This window comes from Providencia sp. PROV122 (genome assembly GCF_028482365.1).
GTDB classification, from domain to species: Bacteria; Pseudomonadota; Gammaproteobacteria; order Enterobacterales; family Enterobacteriaceae; genus Providencia; species Providencia stuartii.
On sequence record NZ_JAMPQI010000016.1, the window covers coordinates 12,069 to 36,038 of the forward strand.

Here is a 23,970-nt window from a genome sequence, read left to right on the forward strand (position 1 = left end):
CCTTTTTATTTTAAATGTTCTGCCATTGGCAGAAGGTAACGCTGAGTATTTTCCAACAGCGCCTGAATTAAGTTCTGATCGATGTTTCTACAAACTCGTAAAACATAATCGTCTTCCATTTCACCTCTTTTCATTGAAGAACCTTGAAGACTTTGCATTAATGCGGACAGTGCTTTTTGCTGAATCTCCTCAGAAACAAAGTCATACTGTTTGCTCTTTTTATCAAAGCAAGCGGACAACCAGTTCCAACCGCTTTGATTTAACAATAATAGTGGTGAATTTAGCCCATCACAGTAACCTGTGATTAATTGCTCTAAGTATTTTTTCGCATCGTCTTGTTTTACACTAGAAAAGTGCCAAATGCTATTCTCTCTACCAAGCGCGATACTCTCACCTTCAGCGATAGCAAAATTAAATAATAAGTGTTCAACCCACAGCTGAACGCCATCATTTGCGGTTAAATAGGCAGGCCGATAGCGCAACACCCCTTTTTCATGAATATTCTTTAATACCCCATTAATTTTGATGCCATTAATTTGAATATCAATAACGTGATCAAATAGTTGTGCATTCTGCTCTTTAATCTTCTCCGCAAGTGGCGCAATATCCTTAACTTGCTGCTCCCAAAAAAGCTGACCAAATTGTTTTGCAGGTAGCTGCCCCGCCGCCCTTAATGCCTGATATAAAGGTGCCGGATTCTCATCTTTAATGAGTAAGGCTAAAAGTCGCTCATTCACTTTATAGCGCTGTAACCTATCCAGAATAAAAGGTTCATCTTCTGGTAGCTCTGTTTCTTCAATCGTAAAATGAATTTTTAAGCGCTGCTGGAAAAAAGCCCTAATTGGGTGCCGATAGAAGCGTAACAGTTGTTCAATCGAAATATCGGTCACTGGCTCTCGTTCATCCAAGGTAGAGATAAATGATTTGTTCCCTTGAAAAGTTGTTTTGGCCGCTGGTAACCACTCACTCGCAAAGCTTTGATAGGGTGAATTAGCTATAAAGTTTTCTTTCGCAAATGGCACTCTATTGTGTTGGAACACCAAATGCTCTTTTAATTTTATCGCGCTGTCATCAATATTAAGGGCTTCATCGCCTTCCAGACAGAAACTCTGGCAAATATAATCTAACAACTCGGTAACCAATACCGATGGGTTACACACCTGATTATCCTGGATAGATAAGCCGATATAACTGATATAGAGCTGTTGTGCAGCTGAATTCAATGCTTCCAAAAACAGATAACGGTCATCATCCCTACGCTTCCTATCCCCTCTAGCTGGTTTTTCTGCCATTAAATCGAACCCTAATGGCGGAATTGTTCGAGGATAGATACCATCATTCATGCCTAGCAAGCAGACCACCTTAAAGGGCACTGAACGCATAGGCATTAGTGTACAAAAATTGATAGCTCCCGCTAAAAAGCGTTGGCTGATCTTCTCTTCATCGAAACAGACTGCCAATTCATCCCGAATTAAGCGTAAAGGCACCTGTTCATCATAGCCAGAGCCCTGCGCATTTTGGATAACTTTATGCCACTGCTCTGTAACAAGAGTAAGTACTAACTCAGCATCTCCGTCAACGTGAAAGAAGCTGTCAATTAGCTGCTGGCAAACCTCTTTCCACTCATCAAGAGTTCTTTCAATGTCTAGTAAGGTTCGCCATTCTTTTAGTGTATTCACTAATAAAGCGAGTTTACCTGCTAATTGAGCAGCTAAACCACTACTCTCATCATACGGTAAAACATCATGCCAAGGGCCATATCGACTGTCCATCGCATAACCTAACAGCATGCGACTTAAACCAAACTCCCAGGTATTTTGCCCTATCACTGGAAGCGATAAAGCGCGAACGTTATCATCATCCAATCCCCAGCGGATACCTGACTCATTAACCCACCTGCGTAACAAGCCTAATTCCCTTTCATCAATATCAAAGCGTGCAGCAAAAGCAGAGACCTCAAGTAATGTGAGTACTTGCTCCGTTGAAAAACGGCTTTGAGGCAGGTCGAGTAACAGTATAAATGCCTGTAAGATTGGGTGTGCTTGTAAGGCTTTTCTATCTGAAATAGAAAACGGGATATATCGCTTAGACGCGGTATTACCAAAGACGGCTTGGATAAATGGAGTATAACTATCAATATCCGAAACCATCACAATGATATCCCTCGGGGTCAATGAGGGGTCTTGTTCAAACAGCGCCAATAATTTGTCTTGTAAAACTTCCACTTCCCTTTGAGCACTGTGGCAAGAATGAAATGTGACGGATTGATCAGATAAGGTTAATACCCGCTTATTTTGACTTGTATTGTAATCCGTTAATGTGGTTCCTAGCTGAGCATGGTTTTCGAGATCTAAAATGTCTTGCTGCAAATGCTCTAGTAAACAACTACGATCGGTATCCACAAATGCTGAAATTTCATTTGCACCATCGATTTGTGAAATAAAATAGAGGTTATCTCTCCCCAATTTTCCCCATGATGCCAGCAGTGGGTTCGCTAACTCTTGCTCTCCCTCTGCATTAAATAACCCTTGAGCATGCTCATCTATTTTAAAACGTGATATTTCATGCTTATCAATATAATGATGCAGTTTTCTTTTTTGAAGTTTTGCGAGAAAAGCGTGGCTATGGATATCCCCCCAATAGTAGCGGCAAGGGTTAGTAAACATTAAATGGATATCTGTGTGTTCTGCAATGGCATTCAATGCTTGCAGGTAAACAGGTGGTAATGAAGAGATACCGCAAATAAAAATGCGTTTTGGTAGAGCATCTCGTACGCCCTGAGTGGTGGACAATTTATCGATAAAGCTCTGATAAAGATTCGCTCGGTGCCATGGGGATTGCCCAAGTGAGTCAGTATAAGCAACTAACCGCAGCCATAACCGTTTCTGCCATAGCTGATTGGTTCCTAAACCATCAATAAGCTCATTTTGTTGCCATTTTTCAATCCACTGAGGCCGATATACTAAATATTGGTCAAATAGATCCGCGACACGCCCAGCAAGTTGATGTAGCTTACGTTTATCTAAGTCATTATGAAGGTAATGGCGTAGTGGCTCAAATTCATCTTCATCGATCACTTCAGGTAAGATTTTCATCAACTTCCATGTCATCGCCTGCTTAGTGTAAGCGCTCTCTTTTGGTATATCCGGTAATACCCGTCGAAACATATCCCAAATAAAGGTTGCCGGTAATGGATAATAAATATTCGCTGCTATTCCGAAGCGTTTTGCTAATTCTATCTGTAACCATTGAGACATACCGGGGCTTTGTACCAAGATTATCTCTTGTTCGAACGGGTGAGAAAGAGGCTCATTCTCCATTAAGTGAGCTATCAGTTCCTTTAACAGCTCTAACTGATTAGAATGATAAACCTGAAACATTGTTATCTCCTGTTCTACAAAACCAGCGGTTTAGAGAAAGTGCTTGCCTAGTCGTTGATAGGGTTACTTTGATATCACGACAACCATCTAATACGGTGAATGTCTGTGAGCTTAGCTGCCAATCGGGGTACATACCCCCTGAATTTTCAGGGATGGGCACCACACCTACCGTTGTGCGTTCCAAATTGCTCTGTAACTCTCTTAATGCTATTGAATTATGAAATATCCAATTGAAATTCAAGGTAATATATTGGCTGTAGTTTAACAGAGCAATTAACAAAATAGCAAAAACAACGAGGGCGATCATTGATTCTATTAATGCGAAACCTTCCTGTTGACTGGTGGGCGACCTCATGAACAAAATCCTTTTTGATTAACAGGGCAATAATCCAACCAACCTTTTATACGTGGCCTGACTTTTTGGGTTTTAGAGATAGGCGCGACCCAACGATAAACCGTCACATAGTGCCGCCCTTTATATAGACCTTTGCCCGATAAAACAAACTGCCCACTCTTATAATGTTTAATACAGCTCACCCACGTTTGAGTTGGTGGTCGTTGGCATTGCCAATTTGCCCCTCTGTACGTCGTTAACCGCCAAGATTGCTTTAACCCCCACGCTAGCGCTGATTCTGCTTGGTTAAAAGCTTCGATATAGTTTTTTTCACGAAAAAACTCATCACGGGCATTATCTTGATAAAAATGTAAGGTTTTTAATAATAATAACCCCATAGTCATCAACACAATGACCATGACTAACGCAATGTTTCCTCTTTGCTCCCCAACTCGCCTCATCGTAAGTTTCTCAGCAAAACAGCGGTACGATAATGCAGCACTTTGTGAGGCAAATGAGGGCTTTCAATATCAAGGCTCATTTCAAGTATTGATTGTGATTGATCCCAAGTAAATCTCATTGAATTCACTTTAATCATTAAGGGGTCAAACAAGGATAACCACCGATTGCCATCACAATCCATCACATTACGGTTTGACTCTAATTTTCTATCATTGAGCCGGTAACCAAAAAAATCAGACTCCTTATTTCTGCCTCTGACAGGTCTCCATGTACCTGATAAATTTTGGTCGTAAGCGAAAATAATGCAGGAATTAGGGTGACGACCTAAAAATTTAGCACCGATCTTGATAGGCTCTCCTTGGCAAGAGAAACTACTACAATAGCCAATACGCCTAAAATCCTTTTCCATATTAATAAGCACCTGCCTAACCTCCCTATCTACCTGATACTGAATATAAGATTGGTGAGTCTGTTTAAACAAATTCGGGAGAACAGCAATGGCAGCAAGACAAACTAAGCTACTGATAGCCATTGCTATCAATGTTTCAACTAAGGAAAAACCGTGTTGTTCATTGATTTTCATAAGAGAAACTCAACAACGCGGAATTCCAGTCAGTTTATCATTGCTACACACCCTGATCCGCCCCATCGCTGACATGAATACCGTGATCTGCCCAAAATCATTTTTCAATTCAAGACGAAAAGAGTGGCTAGTCCCTTGCTTCCCATAAAAATCAACAGATAAACGAGAAGCCGTTTTAATTTCAATGCCTTCAAATTGGGTCGATGCTAATGCTGCAATGGATTTTCTAGTTCCGGCCTCTTTGATGCTTAACGTCCATTCTCCTTGAGAGAGTGCTATCGATAAAATGCGATGTCGATTTAAATAAACACTCTCCATCAAATGACGGTAAATAAATACGGTAACCTGCCGTGCAGCATCAATTAAGCGTAACTTTTGCTGTTGTTGCTGCCAGTTATATAACGCGGGCAACAAAGCTAAAGAACAAATAAATAACACCACTAAAAGCTCAATGAGCGTGAAGCCTTTCTCTCCTTTCACTATTCGAATTTCCATATATCGCCGCCATTATCTTCGCAAAATGTGCACTTAATATTGTCGACGATGGCAAATAAAAACAGCGTGATTAGTTCACTCTACATAGCCTTTCGCAAACTATTATGAAATTCATAATAGCTGTTTCGTTATTTTAGGAAGCGCTTCGCAAAAAATGATGAGGGCGAAAAAAAGAGGTAACAAACTGAATTTGGAAAAGGTAAAAAAAAACCAAGGCGCGGTTCAAAATGACCATACGCCTTGGTTTATCAACGTATCTCTAGGTTGCGTTATACCGTAAATGGATACTTGATAGCTTCGTGGCACTGATACCCCTCTAGGGTGAAGTCATCAGTGCTAACCCAAGTTTCAATATCTTCCAACGTTTTAATTTGAGGGTTTATCGATAATGAAGGCAAAGGGAAAGGTTCACGCTTCAACTGTACATCACGCATCAATGGCAATTGGTTTTCATAAATATGCGCATTCACAATTTTATGGTACGCCTTACCTGCTTTATGACCCGTAATTCGTGCCATTAATGCCAATAATACAAAGCACTGCACTTGGTTAAAGTTTAAACCTAGTGGTACATCACAACTACGTTGATAAGAGGTCAAATGGAGGGTATCACCTAATAATGAAAATGTATGGGTGTGCATGCAAGGACGCAGACACCCCATTTCAAATTCACCGGGGTTATAAAAAGTAATGATTTCAGCGCGGTCATCAATACCATTTTTTAGGTTATTAACTACCTTTTTAAGCTGATCAAGGTGTGAACCATCAGGACGTTGCCAAGAGCGACCTTGGACACCGTATACACGCCCCATATCATCTTCACCTTTTCGATGGGGATTATTTAGCCATGCTTGGTTTTCATTAGCATTAGCATTCCATGTATTACAGCCAATTTCACGAAACTGAGCAGCGCTATCATAGCCACGTAGGTAGCCTAATAGCTCGGCAATAGCTGCCTTATAAAAGCTTTTTCGGGTCGTGATTAATGGAAACTGGTTATTCGCAACATCATATTCCAGATCAGCATTAATCACAGTTAAACAACGTACCCCCGTACGTTTATTTTCAACCCACTGGCCTTCATCAATGATGCGCTGACATAACTCAAGATACTGCTTCATAATCACTCTCTTACTCAATAGGCTACAAAATTGCCGATAACTGTAACCTTATAATATTAATAGATTTTAACTAACGCGAAGTACCGCTTGGCGGCAAATAAATCAACCACTCAGGTTGTGGCTAATGTGAGGAAACTTAGCCGACAACCTAACTACTTGGAGTATGACAACCCTATATTGATTTATTTACTTGGCTGCTGCTCTTTATTATCAGGCTTATGTGCGGGAACATTTTTACCATACTTATATGCCCAAATGATCATCAACACACCAATAATAATCATTGGTATTGATAAAATTTGGCCCATACTGATCCCACTGAATAAGCCTAGCTGAGCATCAGGCTGCCTAAAGAACTCAACGATAATGCGGAATGCACCATAACCAATTAAGAATAAACCTGAAACACTGCCCATTGGGCGAGGTTTACGGACAAATAAGTTAAGGATAAGGAATAACACAACGCCTTCTAAAAACATCTCATAAAGTTGAGATGGGTGGCGAGGAAGCACGCCATACTGCTCTAGAATAGGGATTAATGAAGGGTCTTGTGCCGCAAGTTGAATATCTTCACTACGGGAATTAGGGAATAAAAATGCCCATGGGGTATCAAGTGTTACACGCCCCCACAACTCACCATTAATAAAGTTACCTATCCGCCCCATGCCAAGACCAAATGGGATCAGTGGAGCGACAAAATCTGAAACTTGCAAAAAACGACGGCGTGTACGATGCGCAAACCACATCATTGCACAAATAACACCAATTAAACCGCCATGGAACGACATGCCGCCATCCCAAACCTTAAATAAATAAAGGGGGTCATCTAAAAATACAGGAAGGTTGTAGAAGAAAACATAGCCGAGTCTTCCACCGACAAAGACACCTACAAAGCCAATATAGAGTAAGTTCTCAACCTCATTTTTTGTCCAACCGCTATTAGGTTTGCTTGCACGGCGACTAGCAAGCCACAATGCGAAAACAAACCCTACAAGATACATAAAACCATACCAGTGTAGTGATACTGGCCCAATTGAGAACATTACGGGATCAATTTCCGGAAATGCTAAGTAGCTGTTACTCATCGTTCCCCACTTTATTTGTTAATCTAAAATCATAGCGCATCATAGCATAGCTCATACGCAGGTGAATAAGGCAGATTAGATCCCGCCTCGAGCAAAGCCACCAAGCCCATTTTTCTCCATAAATAGACTTATTATTTGCCTAATACTGTCGCTTGTTTCCGCAGTTAAAAGCTCAGGCACTAGCTGCTCAACTTTTTCAGGCTGTAGCCCTCGAATAAGATACTTCACTCTTGGTACGCTTCTTCCACTCATACTTAAGGAACGATAGCCTAATGCAATTAACGCCATCACCCCAAGGGGTTGCCCCGCCATTTCACCGCAAACACTGACTGATATCCCAACCCGTTGACACTCTTCATGAACTTTTGCTAAAAAACGGATCATTGAAGGATGGAGGTTGTCATAAATGGTGGCAACATGCGTATTGTTGCGGTCAACTGCAAGTAAATATTGCGTCAGATCATTCGTTCCAATTGAGATAAAATCTATCCGTTTTTTTAACTCAGGAAGAAGAAACAGTAAAGACGGAACTTCAAGCATTACCCCAATTTCCGGCATAGGAACGGTTTGCCCCGTTGCTAAACTTACTTCTTCTTTTGCCCGCTTAATCAATGTGATCGCTTCATCCACCTCATTGATACTCGTGATCATCGGCAGTAATATGCGCAAGTTTTGTGTTGCAACATTTGCATGTAGCATAGCTCTAAGTTGGATTAAGAAAATTTCTGGCTGATCTAGCATCACGCGAATGCCTCGCCAACCTAAGCATGGGTTTTCTTCATTGATTGGCATATAAGGTAATTGCTTATCTGCACCAATGTCTAATGTCCTCAATACCACAGGCTTATCGGCAAATAACTGCAAAATCTCTTGGTATAACTGCTTCTGCTCATCCTCTGACGGGAAGCCATTATGGAGCATAAAAGGGAGTTCTGTGCGGTATAACCCAACACCATCAACAGCGACATTGATCTGCTGTTCATAACGGGGGCTTAAACCTGCATTCAGATGGATATGTACGCGCTCGCCATTTTTTAACTCTGATTCCTGCTCAAGTGCACCTTCAGCGAGCCGACTCAGTACATCTTCCTCTGCAATAATTTGTTTATATTCCTGAGCAACAATATTTTCAGGCTCTATGAAAATTTCACCACGATAACCATCAAGGATCAAAAAGCGGTTGTGAAGCAATGAAGGGTCAATATCCGCCCCCATTATCGCGGGGATCCCCATTGCCCGTATCAAAATAGCCGAATGAGAGTGTGTCGCGCCATCTCGCACGATAACACCTGCAAGTTGCTCTAATGGCATTTCAGCTAACAAACTCGCGCTCAATTCGTCCGCCACTAAAATAAAACGTTCAGGCCACTGATCCATTGAAGTCAAGCTGTCATCCAGATGAAATAGCAAACGCTGTCCTAACGCGCGTAGATCGGCTCCTCTTTCGCGAAGGTAGAGATCACGTAAGCGTGAAAACTGCTCAACATAGTCCTCAATAACGATTTTAACCGCCCACTCCGCCATTGAGCCTTGTTCGATTGCGGAAAATAAGCGTTTTTTTAGTTGAGGGTCATGGAGTAGATGATTGTAGAGGTCGAAAATCGCAGCACTCTCTTTTTGGGAGTTTGCAATAAAACGTTTGCTGATACGGCGGCATTCTGAGGCGGCACTTTCTATCGCAGTTATTAAACGCTGTTTTTCCGCATTTTGGTCTAAGGCACACGCCTCACAAATACTGTCGAATGACGGTTGTGAGCTATCTTGCCAGCCATATGCCATGACAATTCCCTGAGAAACTGAAATGGCTTTAATACGGCTTTGCCTATATTGACCAAACACCCCTTTGGTTTGCGCTTGCGACAATATTACGGCTAATTGCATGGATAGCGTCACCATAAAAGATTCTTCGGTTTCGCTAAAGAAACGTCGCTCACGTTGTTGAACGACTAACACCCCAAGTAATTGGCGACGATATACGATAGGGACACCTAAAAAGGCTTTCAATCGCTCTTCTTTTAATTGGGGAAGGTATTTAAATTCGGGATGTTCACGGATATCAGCAAGATTCAACATCTCAGACTGGCGTCCAACCGCACCAACGACTCCCTCATCAAAACCAAGGCGAATAGCAACACCGCTAGGCTTTTTTAACCCGCGGGTTGCCATTAGGTAATAGCATTGACGTGAGTGGTCTGCCAAATAAATTGAACAAACGTCAGTCTGCATGGCATGACAAGTTTCATTGACCAAAACTTCTAGCGCTCCGGTTAAACTTGTCGCCATGGCAACTTTTTCAACAATCTCACGTAGACGCGTCAACATGATATTATCTCGCTCCACGCCTACGATGAGTGAATGCAGGTCTTTGTACTGGCTTTTGTTCCTGTAATGACATGACAACAGGTGCAAATTCTTTCATAACACGGCGATACACTTCCCGTTTGAAAGAGACCACTTGCCTCACAGGATACCAATAACTGACCCATCGCCAGCCATCAAATTCTGGCGATTTACTGCGCTGAACGTTTATATCTGCTTCATTGCATTGAAGTTGTAGTAAAAACCAACGCTGTTTCTGCCCGATACAAACAGGTTTTGTGTCCCAACGCACCAAACGCTTGGGTAATTTGTAACGCAACCAATTGCGAGTTGAAGCTAACAACCTAACATCTTTACGTTGTAGGCCAACCTCTTCGAACAATTCACGGTACATAGCCTGTTCTGGCGATTCCCCTGGGTTGATTCCTCCCTGAGGAAATTGCCATGAATGTTGACCATAGCGGCGGGCCCATAAAACCTGCCCTTGCCGATTACAAATTACAATTCCTACATTCGGGCGGTAGCCATCATCATCGATCACCAGACTACCTCAATAACCAAATTTGAAAGATAACTAATTGTTTCACACATACCCTAACTGGTAAACCTATATCAATAGAGTTTGCAGATATGAGTAAAGACACTACAATAGCGTCTATCTCAACGGGGTGCCAAACATTATTTAGGCTGAGAATTAACCCGTAGAACCTGATCCGGGCAATGCCGGCGTAGGGATTTGAGCTACCATCAACATAATTTGTTATGGTGCCCTCTCAAATCCTGTGTGCTTTCTCTCTAACGCAGGAAAAAACATGTTTAAAAAATCGCTCCTTCAGTCACTCTTTGCACTTACTGCTCTCGGTATTACCCATATAGCATGGGCAGAAAAGCCGACTTTAACCGTTTACACCTATGACTCATTTGCTGCCGAATGGGGACCTGGACCACAAATTAAAAAAAATTTCGAAAAACAATGTCATTGTGAACTTAAGCTCGTTTCGTTAGGAGATGGTGTCGCTCTTCTCAATCGTTTACGTATGGAAGGGAAAAAAAGTAAAGCGGACATCGTGTTAGGGCTAGATAATAACTTGATAGATTCTGCCGAGAACACAGGGTTATTTGCGCCAGCAGAGATCAATACTGACGCAATGAAATTACCTATTGAGTGGAATAATTCAACTTTTATCCCATATGACTATGGTTATTTTGCGTTTATCTATGACACAGATAAAATCAAAAACCCACCCAAAAGCATGAATGAGCTACTCAATAGTGAGCAGCCATGGAAAATTATTTACCAAGACCCTCGAACCAGCACACCCGGCTTAGGCTTAATGCTGTGGATTGAAAAACTCTATGGCGATAAATCTGCCGATGCGTGGCAAAAAATAGCGAATAAAACCCTAACAGTGACAAAAGGTTGGAGTGAGTCCTATGGCTTATTCCTCAAGGGCGAAGGTGACTTTGTACTTAGCTACACTTCATCGCCGGGTTATCAAATACTCAATGATAATAAAGATAATTATGCGGCTGCCTTATTTGATGAAGGGCACTATATGCAAGTGGAAGTTGCAGCAAGATTGAAAAATAGCTCGCAACCTGAGCTGGCAAAGCAGTTTTTACAATTTATGTTAACGCCTGAATTCCAAAATACACTCCCTACGACTAATTGGATGTATCCTGTCATTGATACACCACTCCCTGAAGTTTATAACGTCCTTCCTGTGCCTAAAAAATCACTGCAATTTAGTGCACAAGAAGTTGCCAAAGAACGTCAGTCATGGGTCCGTTTATGGCAATCCGCCGTCAGTCGTTAATTAATTTATCACTTATACCGGGGGCTTTGGCCTCTGGTTTATTAGTGTCTGTTGCACTATTGGCTTTTGGTGCACTGTGGCTTTTTTCGCCTGAAACTTCATGGAGTGAGATTTTTAGCGACCGCTACTTATGGCATGTGATCGGCTTTACTTTTTGGCAAGCCTTTTTATCAGCGCTGTTCTCTGTACTGCCTGCCATTCTCCTTGCCAGAGCGCTCTATCGACGCCGCTTCCCCGGTAGAACGCTATTTTTACGCCTCTGTGCAATGACGCTTGTTTTACCCGTCCTTGTCGCTGTTTTTGGTATTTTATCTGTTTATGGAAAAACAGGCTGGCTCTCATCACTCTTTCAGTTGGTCGATATCGAATACCAATTCACCCCTTATGGCCTAAAGGGGATCTTACTTGCCCACATTTTCTTTAATATGCCACTTGCTACTCGTATGTTGCTGCAATCGCTCGAAAGTATATCAATAGAGCAGCGGCAAATTGCAGCACAACTCGGGCTTAATGAGTGGCAACAATTTCGTATTTTAGAGTGGCCATATTTGCGTAGACAGATGCTACCTACCGCAGCGTTAATTTTCATGCTCTGTTTTGCCAGCTTTGCAACGGTTCTTGCTCTTGGTGGTGGCCCCGCAGCAACGACGATTGAACTGGCTATTTATCAAGCTCTTAATTACGACTTTGATCCGGGGCGTGCTGCAATTTTGGCGCTCATCCAGTTATTTTTCTGTGTTGGATTAATGTTTCTCAGTCAGAAAATAAACAGTTTGTTTTCTATTGGTCATAGCCAACACAATCATTGGTATGATCCCGCAGACAATATTTTTCGCCGAGTACGAGATGCCCTTGTGATCACCGCCGCTATTTTGCTGCTGCTTCCGCCCCTGCTCGCAATTATTGCTGATGGGGTTAATGGCCGTTTGTTGGATGTTCTTAACCAATCCGCGCTTTGGCAAGCCGCTTCCACATCGCTATTTATCGCGTTATGTGCTGGCCTATTGTGTGTCTTGCTCACCATGATGCTGTTATGGAGTAGCCGCGAATTACGCTTACGCCATGCAATAAAATTAGGGCAAACGATGGAATTAAGTGGGCTTGTGATTTTAGCCATGCCTGGCATCGTACTTGCGACTGGTTTTTTTATTCTCTTTAATGAAACGATTGGTATTCCTGAATCGCCCTATGCGTTAATCATATTGACTAATGCCCTACTTGCCATCCCTTATGCATTAAAAGTCTTAGAAAACCCAATGCGGGATCTGGCTGAACGCTACAACCCTCTTTGCCAATCACTAGCGATTGGTGGCTTCAATCGATTACGGATCATTGAATTAAAAGCGTTAAAAAAGCCCCTCGCTCAAGCTCTCGCTTTTGCTTGCGTTATTTCTATTGGTGACTTTGGGGTCGTGGCGTTATTCGGTAATGAAGATTTTCGTACTCTCCCTTATTACCTTTATCAGCAAATAGGGGCTTATCGAACAAATGACGGTGCCGTAACAGCGATGTTACTCCTTTTATTATGTTTTACTTTATTTAGCCTACTCGAACGTATATCAGGAAAAGATTATGATAAAGTTAAATAACATTGATTATCAATATGATAACCTGAATATGCAATTTGATTTCTCCATCAAAGTAGGCGAGCGCGTTGCTGTAATGGGGCCTAGCGGTGCGGGCAAAAGTACACTGCTTAGCCTTATTAGTGGCTTTCAATTTGCCAAAAGCGGCTCAATTCAGCTAGCAGGGGCTGATCATACCTTCACGCCTCCTGCCAAACGCCCAGTTTCGATGTTATTTCAGGAAAATAACCTATTTGCTCATTTAACGCTCAGACAAAACATTGGATTAGGGTTACATCCGGGGCTGCGGTTAAGCCGAGAACAAATACAACAGGTTGAATTAATTGCTACGCAAGTTAGCCTCGATGAGTTTCTTGATAGGTTACCCGCCCAATTATCAGGGGGGCAACGCCAGCGGGCCGCACTGGCTCGCTGTTTGATCCGCCAGCAGCCAATCCTCTTATTGGATGAACCTTTTTCAGCTCTCGATCCCGCCTTACGCAATGAGATGCTATTACTCCTTGATGAGATCTGCCAATCACGGGATATCACACTGGTCATGGTATCGCATAATATCGAAGATGCACTACAAATCGCCCCAAGAACGCTAGTGATTCATGAAGGTGCTGTGGCGTATGACGGCTGTACCAAAACACTGTTATCAGGTAGTAATTCAGCCTCTGAATTATTAGGCATAACAAAAAATACTGTATAAAACCCCACCCATGTCGTATAGTAGGCTTGTTAATTATTGATGCGAGCCTCTCTATGCCTCAATTTATGTCTCCTGCTGAAAAAGGCTTTATTTTAAGTCGTCATTGGAAAGACACCCGCCATGGGGTTGAGGTTAGCTATTGGCTTATCACTGATAATGGCCCTCGTAAAGTGACGGTTCCTCTGCAACAAGCCATCGCTTTTGTTCCCCTTTCATCACTACCGGCGATCAAACCTCTGCTTGATGAACAAGCAAACTTATCCTATCGCCCCGTTGAGTTATCCGATTTTCGTCGTGAAAAAGTTGCAGCTATTTATTGTCAACAATATCGCCAATTACAAAATCTGGATAAACGCTGCCAAGAACTCGGTATTGAATTGCTTGAAACGGATATTCGCCCCTGCGAGCGCTATCTTATGGAGCGTTTTATCACTGCGCCTGTATGGTTTTCACAAAATCAGCAAGGTGAATACCAACTCAAACCTTGTGATAGCTATCGTCCACTGATTAAAGCTGTATCGTTAGACATAGAAACCAGCCAATACGGTGAATTATATTCAATTGGGTTATCCGGCTGCGGTGATAATGTGGTTTTTATGTTAGGGCCAGAGCAAGGTTCTGCACTCAACAATACCCATCGGCTTGTTTATGTGAATAGCCGCCCACAATTGCTTGATAAACTGAATGAATGGCTACAACAGTATGACCCTGATGCCATTATTGGCTGGAATCTCATCCAATTCGATTTAAATGTACTCCAAAAGCACGCCGAACGTTATGGCATCCCACTCCAGCTTGGTCGCCAAGGGAAAAAGCTGGAGTGGCGTGAACATGGCTTCAAACAAGGTGTATTTTTCGCTTCGGCAGAAGGTCGTTTAATTATTGATGGCATAGATGCGCTCAAAGCAGCGACATGGAACTTTCCCTCATTCAGTCTTGAGTTTGTTGCGCAAGATTTACTGGGTGAAGGGAAAGCCATTGACAGCCCTTATGACCGTATGGATGAGATCAATCGCCGCTTTCATCATGATAAGCCCGCGTTGGCTCACTACAATATTCAAGACTGCCTATTAGTCCATCGTATTTTTGAAAAAACCGATTTAATGGCTTTCTTGCAAGAACGCTCGACTGTCACTGGGCTGGCGGTAGATCGTATGGGTGGCTCCGTGGCGGCATTTTCACATTTATACATTCCCCGCCTGCATCGCTTAGGGTTTGTGGCACCAAACCTGACAGAGCAAAAGCTACAACATAATCCGGGGGGCTTTGTGATGGATTCACAGCCCGGTTTATATGACTCGGTATTAGTACTCGACTATAAAAGTTTGTACCCTTCGATTATTCGTACTTTTTTGATTGATCCTGCCGGTATGATTGAAGGGCTAGCTCACCCTGATCAGCAACATTCTGTTCGCGGTTTTCGTCAAGCTTGGTTTTCACGTAAAACACACTGTTTGCCTGATATTGTCAGCCATATATGGCAAGGCCGTGATAAAGCCAAACGAGAAGGTAATGCGCCATTATCTCAGGCACTTAAAATTATTATGAATGCCTTTGCTGGCGTCCTTGGTGCTGAAGGATGTCGTTTTTTTGATCCCCGTCTTACCGCATCCATTACCATGCGGGGTCATGAGATCATGAAAATAACCAAGCAATTAATCGAAGCCAAAGGCTATCAAGTAATTTATGGGGATACTGACTCCACTTTTGTCTGGTTGAAAGAAGCCCATACACAGGAGCAAGCACAAAGAATTGGCTTCGAGCTGCGTGATTACGTGAATAATTGGTGGAAACAGCATTTGCGGGATGAATGGCAGCTAGAAGGGGTACTTGAATTAGAGTACGAAACCCACTATCGACGTTTTTTAATGCCGACTATTAGAGGTTCCGAGTCAGGCAGTAAAAAGCGTTATGCTGGACTTAGTGGGGATAAAATGGTGTTTAGGGGATTAGAGACAATCCGCTCCGATTGGACCCCGTTAGCACAATTGTTTCAAAAAGAGCTGTATACACGTATTTTTCATCGGCAACCCTACCGCGAATTTATCCGTGACTATGTGCAAGCGATTCGTAATGGCGAATACGATGAACGCCTTGTTTACCGTAAGCGTCTACGCCGCAAATTATCTGATTATCAACGTAATGTGCCGCCTCATGTAAGAGCCGCTCGCAAAGCCGATGAATACAATTTACAACAACAGCGCCCACAACAGTATCAAAATGGGGGATGGATAAGCTATATCATCACTCTCGCGGGGCCTGAGCCTTTAGAAATTATCACGGCAAAGCCTGACTATGAGCACTATATTTTGAAGCAGATAAAGCCTATTGCCGACGCCATTTTACCTTTTTTACAAGATGATTTTGATACTATTTTAACGGGCCAGATAACTTTACTCTTTTAAGATTGGGGTTAATTTTTACTCAATTTTTTGCTAAAATGGGAAACCATCAACCAAACTTCTGGTTGAAAACCTTCATTGCTAGAATCAAAAGGGAAAATACCTGATAGCACAATAGTGAGAAACACTATTGCTTCGGTATTGTTGTTTTTTTAACAGGTGACGATAAGCCTTGCTTGAATTAATATAACGCCCCTTTGGTATCTCGCACTTCGTTTCTACACTATGTTTGCGAGACAATTAACAATAATTGTCCTTTGGGCAGCGACTACAATTCATATTCACATTGCCCTTGTTTACTAACACAGAGTGAAGGCAAATATATAATTTGTCTTAAAAAATCTAAAAATAAACTATTAAATTTATGGAACTGAGTTAAACCTATGCCATTTACTCTTGGTCAGCGCTGGATAAGCGATACAGAAAGCGAACTCGGATTAGGCGCCGTTGTGGCTATTGATGCCCGTATGGTGACTTTACTTTTTCCCGCCAGTGGTGAGAATCGTCTCTATTCACGTAATGATGCACCTATTACCCGAGTTATGTTCAATGAAGGTGATATCATTACCAGCCATGAAGGCTGGCAACTCAAGGTCGAAAGCGTCACAGAAGATGACGGCCTGCTCACTTATATTGGTACTCGCCTTGATACAGAAGAGCAAGGCGTTAGCCTAAGAGAAGTTTTTCTCGACAGCAAACTCACCTTCAATAAACCTCAAGATCGCCTATTTGCAGGTCAAATTGACCGTATGGATCGCTTTGCTTTACGTTATCGCGCACGTAAATTTCAAAGTGAGCAAGTTAAGCACCAAGCGACAGGTTTACGTGGTATTCGCGCAAGCCTTATCCCACATCAGCTACATATCGCTAATGAGGTAGGTAAACGCCACCACCCTCGCGTATTACTGGCCGATGAAGTGGGTCTGGGTAAAACCATTGAAGCTGGGATGATCATCCATCAACAGTTAATGGCAGGCCGTGTTGAACGTGTGTTAATCATTGTGCCTGAAAGCTTGCAACATCAATGGCTCGTTGAGATGTTACGTCGTTTCAACCTCCGTTTTTCACTGTTTGATGATGGTCGTTATAGTGAAGCGCAACATGACAGCGATAATCCATTTGAAACAGAACAGTTGGTGCTGTGCTCATTAGACTTTGTACGTCGCAACAAACAGCGCTTCGACGAGCTCGTTGAAGCGGGTTGGGATATGATGATTGTCGACGAAGCTCACCATTTACAATGGAGTGAAGCAGCTCCTAGTCGTGAATATCAAGTGATTGAAACCTTGGCAGAGAATATCCCTTCTGTTCTGCTGCTAACCGCAACGCCGGAGCAACTGGGCCAAGAAAGTCACTTTGCACGTCTTCGCCTGCTCGATCCCAATCGTTTCCATGATTATCAAGAGTTTATTGATGAGCAAGCCAACTATCGCCCTGTTGCGGATGCGGTCGCACTGCTATTAACTGGTGAGAAACTCACCAATGACCAACAAAATCTACTCAATGATCTGATCAAAGAGCAAGATATTGAGCCGTTATTGAAAGCCGCTAACGTTGACAGTGAAGATGGCAACGCGGCTCGCCAAGAGTTGATCAGCATGTTAATGGATCGCCATGGTACTAGCCGTCTTCTATTTAGAAATACCCGTAATGGTGTTAAAGGCTTCCCTCGTCGTGAATTGCATTCGCTGAAAATGCCGCTTCCTACCCAATACCAAACAGCAATCAAGGTTGCAGGTATTATGGGGTCGAAAAAAGATCTCGAAACGCGCGCTAAAGAGATGCTCTATCCAGAGCAAATTTACCAAGAGTTCGAAGGTGAAAATGCAACTTGGTGGAACTTTGACCCTCGCGTTGAGTGGCTCATGGGCTACCTAATGGCTAACCGTAACGAAAAAGTTTTGGTGATCTGTGCAAAAGCCGCCACAGCGTTGCAATTAGAGCAAGTATTGCGTGAACGTGAAGGGATCCGCGCCGCGGTATTCCATGAAGGTTTGTCACTACTTGAGCGTGACCGTGCGGCAGCTTACTTTGCTTCAGAAGAGGATGGTGCACAGGTTCTACTTTGCTCTGAAATTGGCTCTGAAGGACGCAACTTCCAGTTTGCTAACCAATTGGTGATGTTTGACCTCCCCTTCAACCCAGACCTATTAGAGCAACGTATTGGTCGATTAGATCGTATTGGGCAAACACGCGACATCGTTTTAAGCGTACCTTACTTAGAAAATACTGCACAAGCCGTGTTATTGCGTTGGTACCATGAAGGTTTAGATGCTTTTGAGCACACTTGCCCTACCGGACGCTCCATTTACGATAAATATTATCAACAACTGCTGCAATATATGGCTGAGCCAACGGTAACCGACGGTTTTGAAGAGTTCTTAAAAACCTGCCGTGAAGAGCACGAAGCATTAAAAGCACAGTTAGAACAAGGCCGCGACCGTCTACTTGAAATGCACTCCAACGGGGGGGAATCAGGTATTCAATTAGCCGAAACGATCGGTGCGGAAGACAATGATACTGAATTGGTTAATTTTGCCCTTAACTTGTTTGATATTGTTGGCATTAACCAAGAAGATAAAAGTGATAACTTGCTGATTTTGACCCCATCCGATCATATGTTAGTTCCTGATTTTCCAGGGCTACCTCAAGATGGTTGCACAATCACTTTTGACCGTGAGCAAGCGTTATCTCGTGAAGATACCCAGTTTATTAGTTGGGAGCACCCGATCATCCGCAATGGCTTAGATTTAGTCTTGTCTGGTGACACAGGGAGCTGTGCCGTTTCTCTGCTTAAAAATAAAGCGCTTCCTGTTGGAACATTACTTACCGAATTGGTGTATGTCCTAGAAGCACAAGCGCCGAAGCACTTGCAGATTAGCCGTTTCTTGCCTGCAACCCCGATCCGCTTGTTGATTGACTTAAAAGGGAACAACCTCTCTTCACAAGTTGAGTTTGAAAGTTTTAACCGTCAGCTCAATGCGATTAATCGCCATATGGCAAGTAAATTGGTTAATGCGGTACAAAATGAAGTGCATTCGGTCCTGAAAATGTCCGAAGCGATGGTGGAAAAAGAAGCCGAAACGCTTATCGCGAATGCGAAAGAGGCCGCGGATAAAGCTCTTTCACTAGAATTAGCTCGTCTTGAAGCACTGAAAGCGGTTAACCCAAATATCCGTGATGAAGAGTTGGATGTGATCGAGGAAGAGCGTCAGCAACTGCTCACCAATATTGGGCAAGCAACATGGCGTCTTGATGCTATTCGTTTAGTGGTTGTCACTCACCAGTAGCCACACGTTTTTAATTAAACTAACACCGCTTGGTTATTTCTCTCACTAAGGGAGAAATAACCTTGCTGATAACGCAATGAATTGGCTTTTGGCGTTTATCCACGCGCGATGCTGATCATTGATTTAGTGAGATCTTGGAGCCTTATTGTCTATGATGGAGCCTTACCATCCCCCTACTGATCCTTGGCTATATGTTCTGTATCAAGATGAACATATCATTACGGTGAATAAGCCAAGTGGGTTACTGTCTGTTCCCGGTAAAGCCCCTGAACACCATGATAGTATTATGAGTCGCATACAGCGCGACCATCCACACGCTGAGTCTGTCCATCGCTTAGACATGGCAACCAGTGGCGTCATGGTTGTCGCACTAAATAAAGCCGCTGAACGGGAATTAAAGCGCCAATTCCGTGAGCGAGAGCCTAAAAAACACTATATTGCCCGAGTTTGGGGCCATTTAGAGAAGCAGGAAGGTTTAGTGGATTTGCCGCTTATTTGCGACTGGCCAAATCGACCAAAGCAAAAAGTCTGCTTTGAAACAGGAAAAGCCGCACAAACAGAGTATCAGGTCTTGGAATATGAAGAGCAAGCAACCCGTGTAAAGCTATCCCCTATTACAGGCCGCTCTCATCAACTCCGCGTACATATGTTAGCGCTAGGCCATCCAATTCTTGGAGATAGGTTTTATGCCCATGAGCAAGCGCGTGCACTTGCCCCTCGCTTACAGCTTCACGCCCAAGAGCTTTACATCACGCACCCTGCCTATGGCACACCGATGCATTTTAGCTGCCAACCCGATTTTTAAATTTATTCATCAACTATTAGGCCGTAATAGCAACAATGCTACGGCCTATTGGCTAAATAAAAACCACATCGCAGAGTGCGATATGGCGAGAAAATTTATTTGAAGCCGCGCTCTTTTTTGATTAAATCATAAGCCGCTTGTATTGACTGAGCCTTCTGTTTCGCAAGTTCCATCATCTCGGGGGGCAACCCTTTCGCTATCAACTTATCAGGGTGATGTTCACTCATTAATTTACGATACGCCCGTTTAATTTTCGTTGGTTCATCATTAATAGAAACACCAAGTACCTTGCAAGCATCTTCAAGAGTTGGGCCATTCGATGATTGATAGTATCCGCCTGATTGCTGATGAGAATAGCCGTGACCAAACTGTCGGCCACCTTGGATCATATTTAAAAACTGTTCAAATTGTGTTTTAGAGATCCCTAACTCTTCTGCAATAATAAACAGAACCTTTCTTTCGTTTGGGTGCAAGCTGCCATCGGCAAATGCCGCCTGTAACTGAATTTCCAGAAACATCTGAATTAAGTCGAAACGACCATAGCAAGCCATACGTAATTGCTTCAGTACATCACGTAGTGGAAAGTCCGGTGATTTACCTTCCCTAAACGCTTGTTGCGCCGCTTTTCGTGTTTCCCCATGTATTTGCATTCTATCCATCAAATTTGATGCTAACTGAATGTCTGTCTCGGTTACACGGCCTTTTGACTTAGTTAGATGACCCAATATTTGGAAGGTACTGGCGAAAAAAATAACCTGACGATCACGTTTATTCATTGCACTAGCAAACTTACGTTGTGCCAAGGCTTTATCAAAACCATGCCCTAAAATTAAACCAATTAGCGTGCCCCAAATGCCAAAACCAGAGGCTATTGCCAGTACGACACCAATAATTTTGCCCCAATAGTGCATATATCCCTCAATTCTTCAATGCTCAGAATCCAATTTTGCATTATCATACTATCCATTCTGCTCGGTGCATAACTACAAGCGCGTAAAGTTTTATACATTATACTGGCGCAATGTAGTTGGCTAAGTTAGTCTTTGAGCGTTTGTCGGCTATGCCAATTACGACGGAACCGCATATTTAATGATGAAAAAAAGTTATCCAACACTACTTGCATCCATGGTATGGATGGCAATTTATAGTCAGCAAGCGCATGCTGACCTAGCAGCACAATGTATGCTGGGCGTCCCGGTTTATGACAAACCACTAGTTGAGGGCGATCCCAAAGATTTACCGATCCGTATCACCGCTGAAGATGTTCAGGGCGAATACCCTAACTTTATTGAATACAGCGGCGATGTGGATATCCAACAAGGTAACCAAACGCTGACTGCCGATAGCGTTAAATTGACGCAGGTTAACCCTGATAGTGCTGATCCAATCCGTGAAGTTACTGCAACAGGTAACGTTCACTATGATGACCCACAAATTATTCTCAAAGGCCCTAGTGCTTGGTCTAACCTGAATAATAAAAATACTGACGTGAATGACGGCAACTATATGATGGTGGGTCGTCAGGGTCGCGGTGAAGCGAAAAAAATGAAAATGCGTGGTGAAAACCGCTATTCCATTATGGAAGACGGTACATTCACCACCTGTTTACCGGGCAATAATAGCTGGAGCGTTGCAGGCTCCGAAGTGATTATTGACCGTGAAGAAGAAGTGGCTGAAATTTGGCATGCACGTTTTCGCTTGGGTGATGTCCCGGTATTTTATAGCCCATACATGCAATTACCTATCGGTAACAAACGTCGCTCCGGTTTCTTAATTCCAACAGGAAGCTACTCTAATAATGATGGCCTAGAGTTTTCACTGCCTTACTATTGGAATATCGCGCCTAATTACGATGCGACAATTACCCCACAATTCATGACCCACCGTGGCATAAAATTAAATAACGAATTTCGTTACTTGGTCACGCCGGGAACGGGAACTATCGCCTTCGATTTTATTAATCACGACCGCGCGTATGTGAAAGATAAAGAGCGTAATAAACGTGATGCACGTGACAGTGATGACCGCTGGTTATTCTACTGGCGCCATTCAGGAACTTATAACCAACATTGGAACTTCAACGCCGATTACACCAAAGTAAGTGATCGCCAATACTTTACGGACTTTAGCTCGCAATACGGGAATACAACAGACGGTTATGCGACGCAAAAATTCAGTACTGGCTATTCGGCTGAAAACTGGAATGCAACCCTAACGCATAAGCAGTTCCAAATTTTTGTGGAAGATCCCAATCGCCGTGCTTATAAAGCTGAGCCGCAGTTGGACTTTAACTACTACAAAAATAATTTAGGTGCCTTTGACTTACACACCTATGCGCAAGCTGCTCGCTTTACCAGTGTTGGCAAAAATAACCCAGATGCAACGCGTTTGCATATCGAGCCTGAATTAAGCCTTCCGCTGTCAAACGGCTGGGCGAACATGAACAACAGCTTCAAATTGCTGGCAACCCATTATGATCAAGATATTCCTAAAGCGAATAACAACGCCAGCTTAGAGAAAAATGTCACACGTGTTCTTCCTATATTTAAGAGCGATGCCAAAGTCGTTTTCGAACGAGATCTACTTGAAGGCAGTGACTTTGTTCAAACCTTAGAGCCTCGTGTCCAATATCTCTATATTCCATATAAAGATCAGGACAACATTAACAACTATGACTCGGCCTTACTCCAGTCAGACTATAATGGTTTGTTCCGTGACCGAATTTATAGTGGTCTTGATAGAGTCGCTTCCGCGAACCAAATCACGACAGGTATCACAACGCGTATTTATGATGAATCCTTGGCCGAACGCTTTAACTTCTCTATCGGGCAAATCTACTATTTTGAACGTCCGCGTGCGGGTAACTCCAGCCTGAAAATCGACGATAAAAGTAATACTGGCTCGTTATTGTGGGCAACAGACTCTTACTGGCGTATCAACGATAAGTGGGGGATCCGTGGTGGGCTACAATACGATCGCCGTTTAGGCAACGTCACCATGGGGAATGCTGTGACCGAGTATCGCATTGATGCTGATCGTTTGTTACAGTTAAACTACCGTTTTGTCGACCGTGACTATATTCAAGCGACCTTCCGTCGTGATGAATCAGGTGGCAACACTTATACCCTACCGGAATACCAAAAAGGGATTTCCCAAGTGGGTGCGGTATTAAGTTGGCCATTAAGTGAGCGTTGGGGCTTTGTTGGCTCTTATTACTATGATACTAAGCAGCAACAATCCGCCAGCCAATTAATTGGTTTACAATACAATACTTGTTGTTGGGCGTTCAATGTAGGTTATGAACGTAAGATTGTTGGATGGCAAGAAGACAAGTTCAGCAGTGAATATGATAATAAATGGTCATTCAATGTGGAACTTAGAGGCCTAAATAACAATCATAGTTTAGGTAGTCAGGAAATGCTTAATAGAGGTATCATCCCTTATCAGCGTGCTTTCTGATAATAAACACAAGCTATTTGATGCCGCTGCTTACTCACAATAAGGCGAGTTATCTGCTCGCCAAATAGTAAGCAGTGTCGCATAAATAAAACGATTAACCTGCCTCTGGCGGAACCTAAATCAATAGATAGGACCATT

17 protein-coding genes and 1 riboswitch are annotated in these 23,970 nt (G+C 42.9%); of the genes, 7 read left to right on the forward strand and 10 right to left on the reverse strand.

What is annotated here, in order from left to right; all coding sequences use genetic code 11:
• Positions 1-5 precede the first annotated feature (5 nt).
• The 9 genes from recC to rppH all read right to left on the reverse strand — a co-directional run bounded on the left by recC (position 6) and on the right by rppH (position 10,320).
• Positions 6-3,380: an exodeoxyribonuclease V subunit gamma gene (gene recC, locus PSE69_RS13045; RefSeq protein WP_121874940.1), complete on the reverse strand. Its 3,375-nt coding sequence runs from the start codon at positions 3,378-3,380 to the stop codon at positions 6-8.
• Positions 3,358-3,735, reverse strand: a complete 378-nt coding sequence (locus tag PSE69_RS13050; RefSeq protein ID WP_004924951.1) for a prepilin-type N-terminal cleavage/methylation domain-containing protein — start codon at positions 3,733-3,735, stop codon at positions 3,358-3,360. Before PSE69_RS13050 ends, recC begins: the two co-directional genes overlap by 23 nt.
• Positions 3,732-4,175, reverse strand: a complete 444-nt coding sequence (locus PSE69_RS13055; protein WP_004924954.1) for a YgdB family protein — start codon at positions 4,173-4,175, stop codon at positions 3,732-3,734. The genes PSE69_RS13050 and PSE69_RS13055 overlap by 4 nt, the downstream gene beginning before the upstream one ends.
• Entirely contained in the window at positions 4,172-4,759 is a 588-nt protein-coding gene (locus PSE69_RS13060; RefSeq protein ID WP_004924958.1) for a prepilin peptidase-dependent protein, read from the reverse strand. Before PSE69_RS13060 ends, PSE69_RS13055 begins: the two co-directional genes overlap by 4 nt.
• Before the next feature lie 9 nt (positions 4,760-4,768).
• On the reverse strand, positions 4,769-5,254 hold the full coding sequence (locus PSE69_RS13065; protein WP_121874941.1) for a prepilin-type N-terminal cleavage/methylation domain-containing protein: 486 nt from the start codon (positions 5,252-5,254) through the stop codon (positions 4,769-4,771).
• A 269-nt stretch (positions 5,255-5,523) separates the two neighbouring features.
• On the reverse strand, positions 5,524-6,375 hold the full coding sequence (locus PSE69_RS13070) for a thymidylate synthase (protein WP_004924967.1): 852 nt from the start codon (positions 6,373-6,375) through the stop codon (positions 5,524-5,526).
• A gap of 182 nt (positions 6,376-6,557) precedes the next feature.
• Entirely contained in the window at positions 6,558-7,460 is a 903-nt protein-coding gene (lgt, locus tag PSE69_RS13075; protein WP_004924969.1) for a prolipoprotein diacylglyceryl transferase, read from the reverse strand.
• A 75-nt stretch (positions 7,461-7,535) separates the two neighbouring features.
• A complete protein-coding gene (gene ptsP, locus PSE69_RS13080) occupies positions 7,536-9,782 on the reverse strand; it encodes a phosphoenolpyruvate--protein phosphotransferase (RefSeq protein ID WP_154610303.1) in 2,247 nt (748 codons plus the stop codon).
• A gap of 4 nt (positions 9,783-9,786) precedes the next feature.
• Complete coding sequence (gene rppH / locus PSE69_RS13085) at positions 9,787-10,320, reverse strand: RNA pyrophosphohydrolase (protein ID WP_004924973.1); 534 nt, start codon at positions 10,318-10,320, stop codon at positions 9,787-9,789.
• A gap of 113 nt (positions 10,321-10,433) precedes the next feature.
• A riboswitch (TPP riboswitch) is annotated at positions 10,434-10,532 on the forward strand.
• Positions 10,533-10,591: 59 nt separating this feature from the next.
• Here rppH and thiB point away from each other — a divergent pair.
• The 6 genes from thiB (at position 10,592) to rluA (ending at position 20,373) form a co-directional block, all read left to right on the forward strand.
• Positions 10,592-11,596 (forward strand): thiamine ABC transporter substrate binding subunit, encoded by a 1,005-nt coding sequence (gene thiB, locus PSE69_RS13090; protein ID WP_004924974.1) that lies wholly within the window; start codon positions 10,592-10,594, stop codon positions 11,594-11,596.
• Positions 11,572-13,185, forward strand: a complete 1,614-nt coding sequence (gene thiP, locus PSE69_RS13095) for a thiamine/thiamine pyrophosphate ABC transporter permease ThiP (protein WP_121874943.1) — start codon at positions 11,572-11,574, stop codon at positions 13,183-13,185. The genes thiB and thiP overlap by 25 nt, the downstream gene beginning before the upstream one ends.
• Positions 13,169-13,876 (forward strand): thiamine ABC transporter ATP-binding protein ThiQ, encoded by a 708-nt coding sequence (gene thiQ / locus PSE69_RS13100; RefSeq protein WP_121874944.1) that lies wholly within the window; start codon positions 13,169-13,171, stop codon positions 13,874-13,876. Before thiP ends, thiQ begins: the two co-directional genes overlap by 17 nt.
• A 53-nt stretch (positions 13,877-13,929) precedes the next feature.
• Positions 13,930-16,281 (forward strand): DNA polymerase II, encoded by a 2,352-nt coding sequence (locus tag PSE69_RS13105; RefSeq protein WP_004924981.1) that lies wholly within the window; start codon positions 13,930-13,932, stop codon positions 16,279-16,281.
• Positions 16,282-16,661: 380 nt separating this feature from the next.
• Positions 16,662-19,568, forward strand: a complete 2,907-nt coding sequence (rapA, locus tag PSE69_RS13110; protein ID WP_121874946.1) for an RNA polymerase-associated protein RapA — start codon at positions 16,662-16,664, stop codon at positions 19,566-19,568.
• 151 nt (positions 19,569-19,719) lie between these two features.
• Positions 19,720-20,373, forward strand: coding sequence for a bifunctional tRNA pseudouridine(32) synthase/23S rRNA pseudouridine(746) synthase RluA (rluA, locus tag PSE69_RS13115; protein ID WP_004924987.1), 654 nt, complete (start codon positions 19,720-19,722; stop codon positions 20,371-20,373).
• A gap of 95 nt (positions 20,374-20,468) precedes the next feature.
• Here rluA and djlA read toward each other — a convergent pair whose 3' ends face one another.
• Entirely contained in the window at positions 20,469-21,284 is an 816-nt protein-coding gene (gene djlA / locus PSE69_RS13120) for a co-chaperone DjlA (RefSeq protein ID WP_004924988.1), read from the reverse strand.
• A gap of 181 nt (positions 21,285-21,465) precedes the next feature.
• Here djlA and lptD point away from each other — a divergent pair, with 181 nt between their 5' ends.
• The gene (gene lptD / locus PSE69_RS13125; protein ID WP_272675276.1) at positions 21,466-23,832 is read left to right on the forward strand and encodes an LPS assembly protein LptD; all 2,367 of its coding nucleotides are present in this window, start codon (positions 21,466-21,468) and stop codon (positions 23,830-23,832) included.
• Positions 23,833-23,970 lie beyond the last annotated feature (138 nt).

Excerpts from the sequence above, each read along its gene's own strand:
- recC (WP_121874940.1), bottom strand. The coding sequence starts at position 3,380 with ATGTTTCAGGTTTATCATTCTAATCAGTTAGAGCTGTTAAAGGAACTG.
- PSE69_RS13050 (WP_004924951.1), bottom strand. The coding sequence starts at position 3,735 with ATGAGGTCGCCCACCAGTCAACAGGAAGGTTTCGCATTAATAGAATCA.
- PSE69_RS13055 (WP_004924954.1), bottom strand. The coding sequence starts at position 4,175 with ATGAGGCGAGTTGGGGAGCAAAGAGGAAACATTGCGTTAGTCATGGTC.
- PSE69_RS13060 (WP_004924958.1), bottom strand. The coding sequence starts at position 4,759 with ATGAAAATCAATGAACAACACGGTTTTTCCTTAGTTGAAACATTGATA.
- PSE69_RS13065 (WP_121874941.1), bottom strand. The coding sequence starts at position 5,254 with ATGGAAATTCGAATAGTGAAAGGAGAGAAAGGCTTCACGCTCATTGAG.
- PSE69_RS13070 (WP_004924967.1), bottom strand. The coding sequence starts at position 6,375 with ATGAAGCAGTATCTTGAGTTATGTCAGCGCATCATTGATGAAGGCCAG.
- lgt (WP_004924969.1), bottom strand. The coding sequence starts at position 7,460 with ATGAGTAACAGCTACTTAGCATTTCCGGAAATTGATCCCGTAATGTTC.
- ptsP (WP_154610303.1), bottom strand. The coding sequence starts at position 9,782 with ATGTTGACGCGTCTACGTGAGATTGTTGAAAAAGTTGCCATGGCGACA.
- thiB (WP_004924974.1), top strand. The coding sequence starts at position 10,592 with ATGTTTAAAAAATCGCTCCTTCAGTCACTCTTTGCACTTACTGCTCTC.
- thiP (WP_121874943.1), top strand. The coding sequence starts at position 11,572 with ATGGCAATCCGCCGTCAGTCGTTAATTAATTTATCACTTATACCGGGG.
- thiQ (WP_121874944.1), top strand. The coding sequence starts at position 13,169 with ATGATAAAGTTAAATAACATTGATTATCAATATGATAACCTGAATATG.
- PSE69_RS13105 (WP_004924981.1), top strand. The coding sequence starts at position 13,930 with ATGCCTCAATTTATGTCTCCTGCTGAAAAAGGCTTTATTTTAAGTCGT.
- rapA (WP_121874946.1), top strand. The coding sequence starts at position 16,662 with ATGCCATTTACTCTTGGTCAGCGCTGGATAAGCGATACAGAAAGCGAA.
- rluA (WP_004924987.1), top strand. The coding sequence starts at position 19,720 with ATGATGGAGCCTTACCATCCCCCTACTGATCCTTGGCTATATGTTCTG.
- djlA (WP_004924988.1), bottom strand. The coding sequence starts at position 21,284 with ATGCACTATTGGGGCAAAATTATTGGTGTCGTACTGGCAATAGCCTCT.
- lptD (WP_272675276.1), top strand. The coding sequence starts at position 21,466 with ATGAAAAAAAGTTATCCAACACTACTTGCATCCATGGTATGGATGGCA.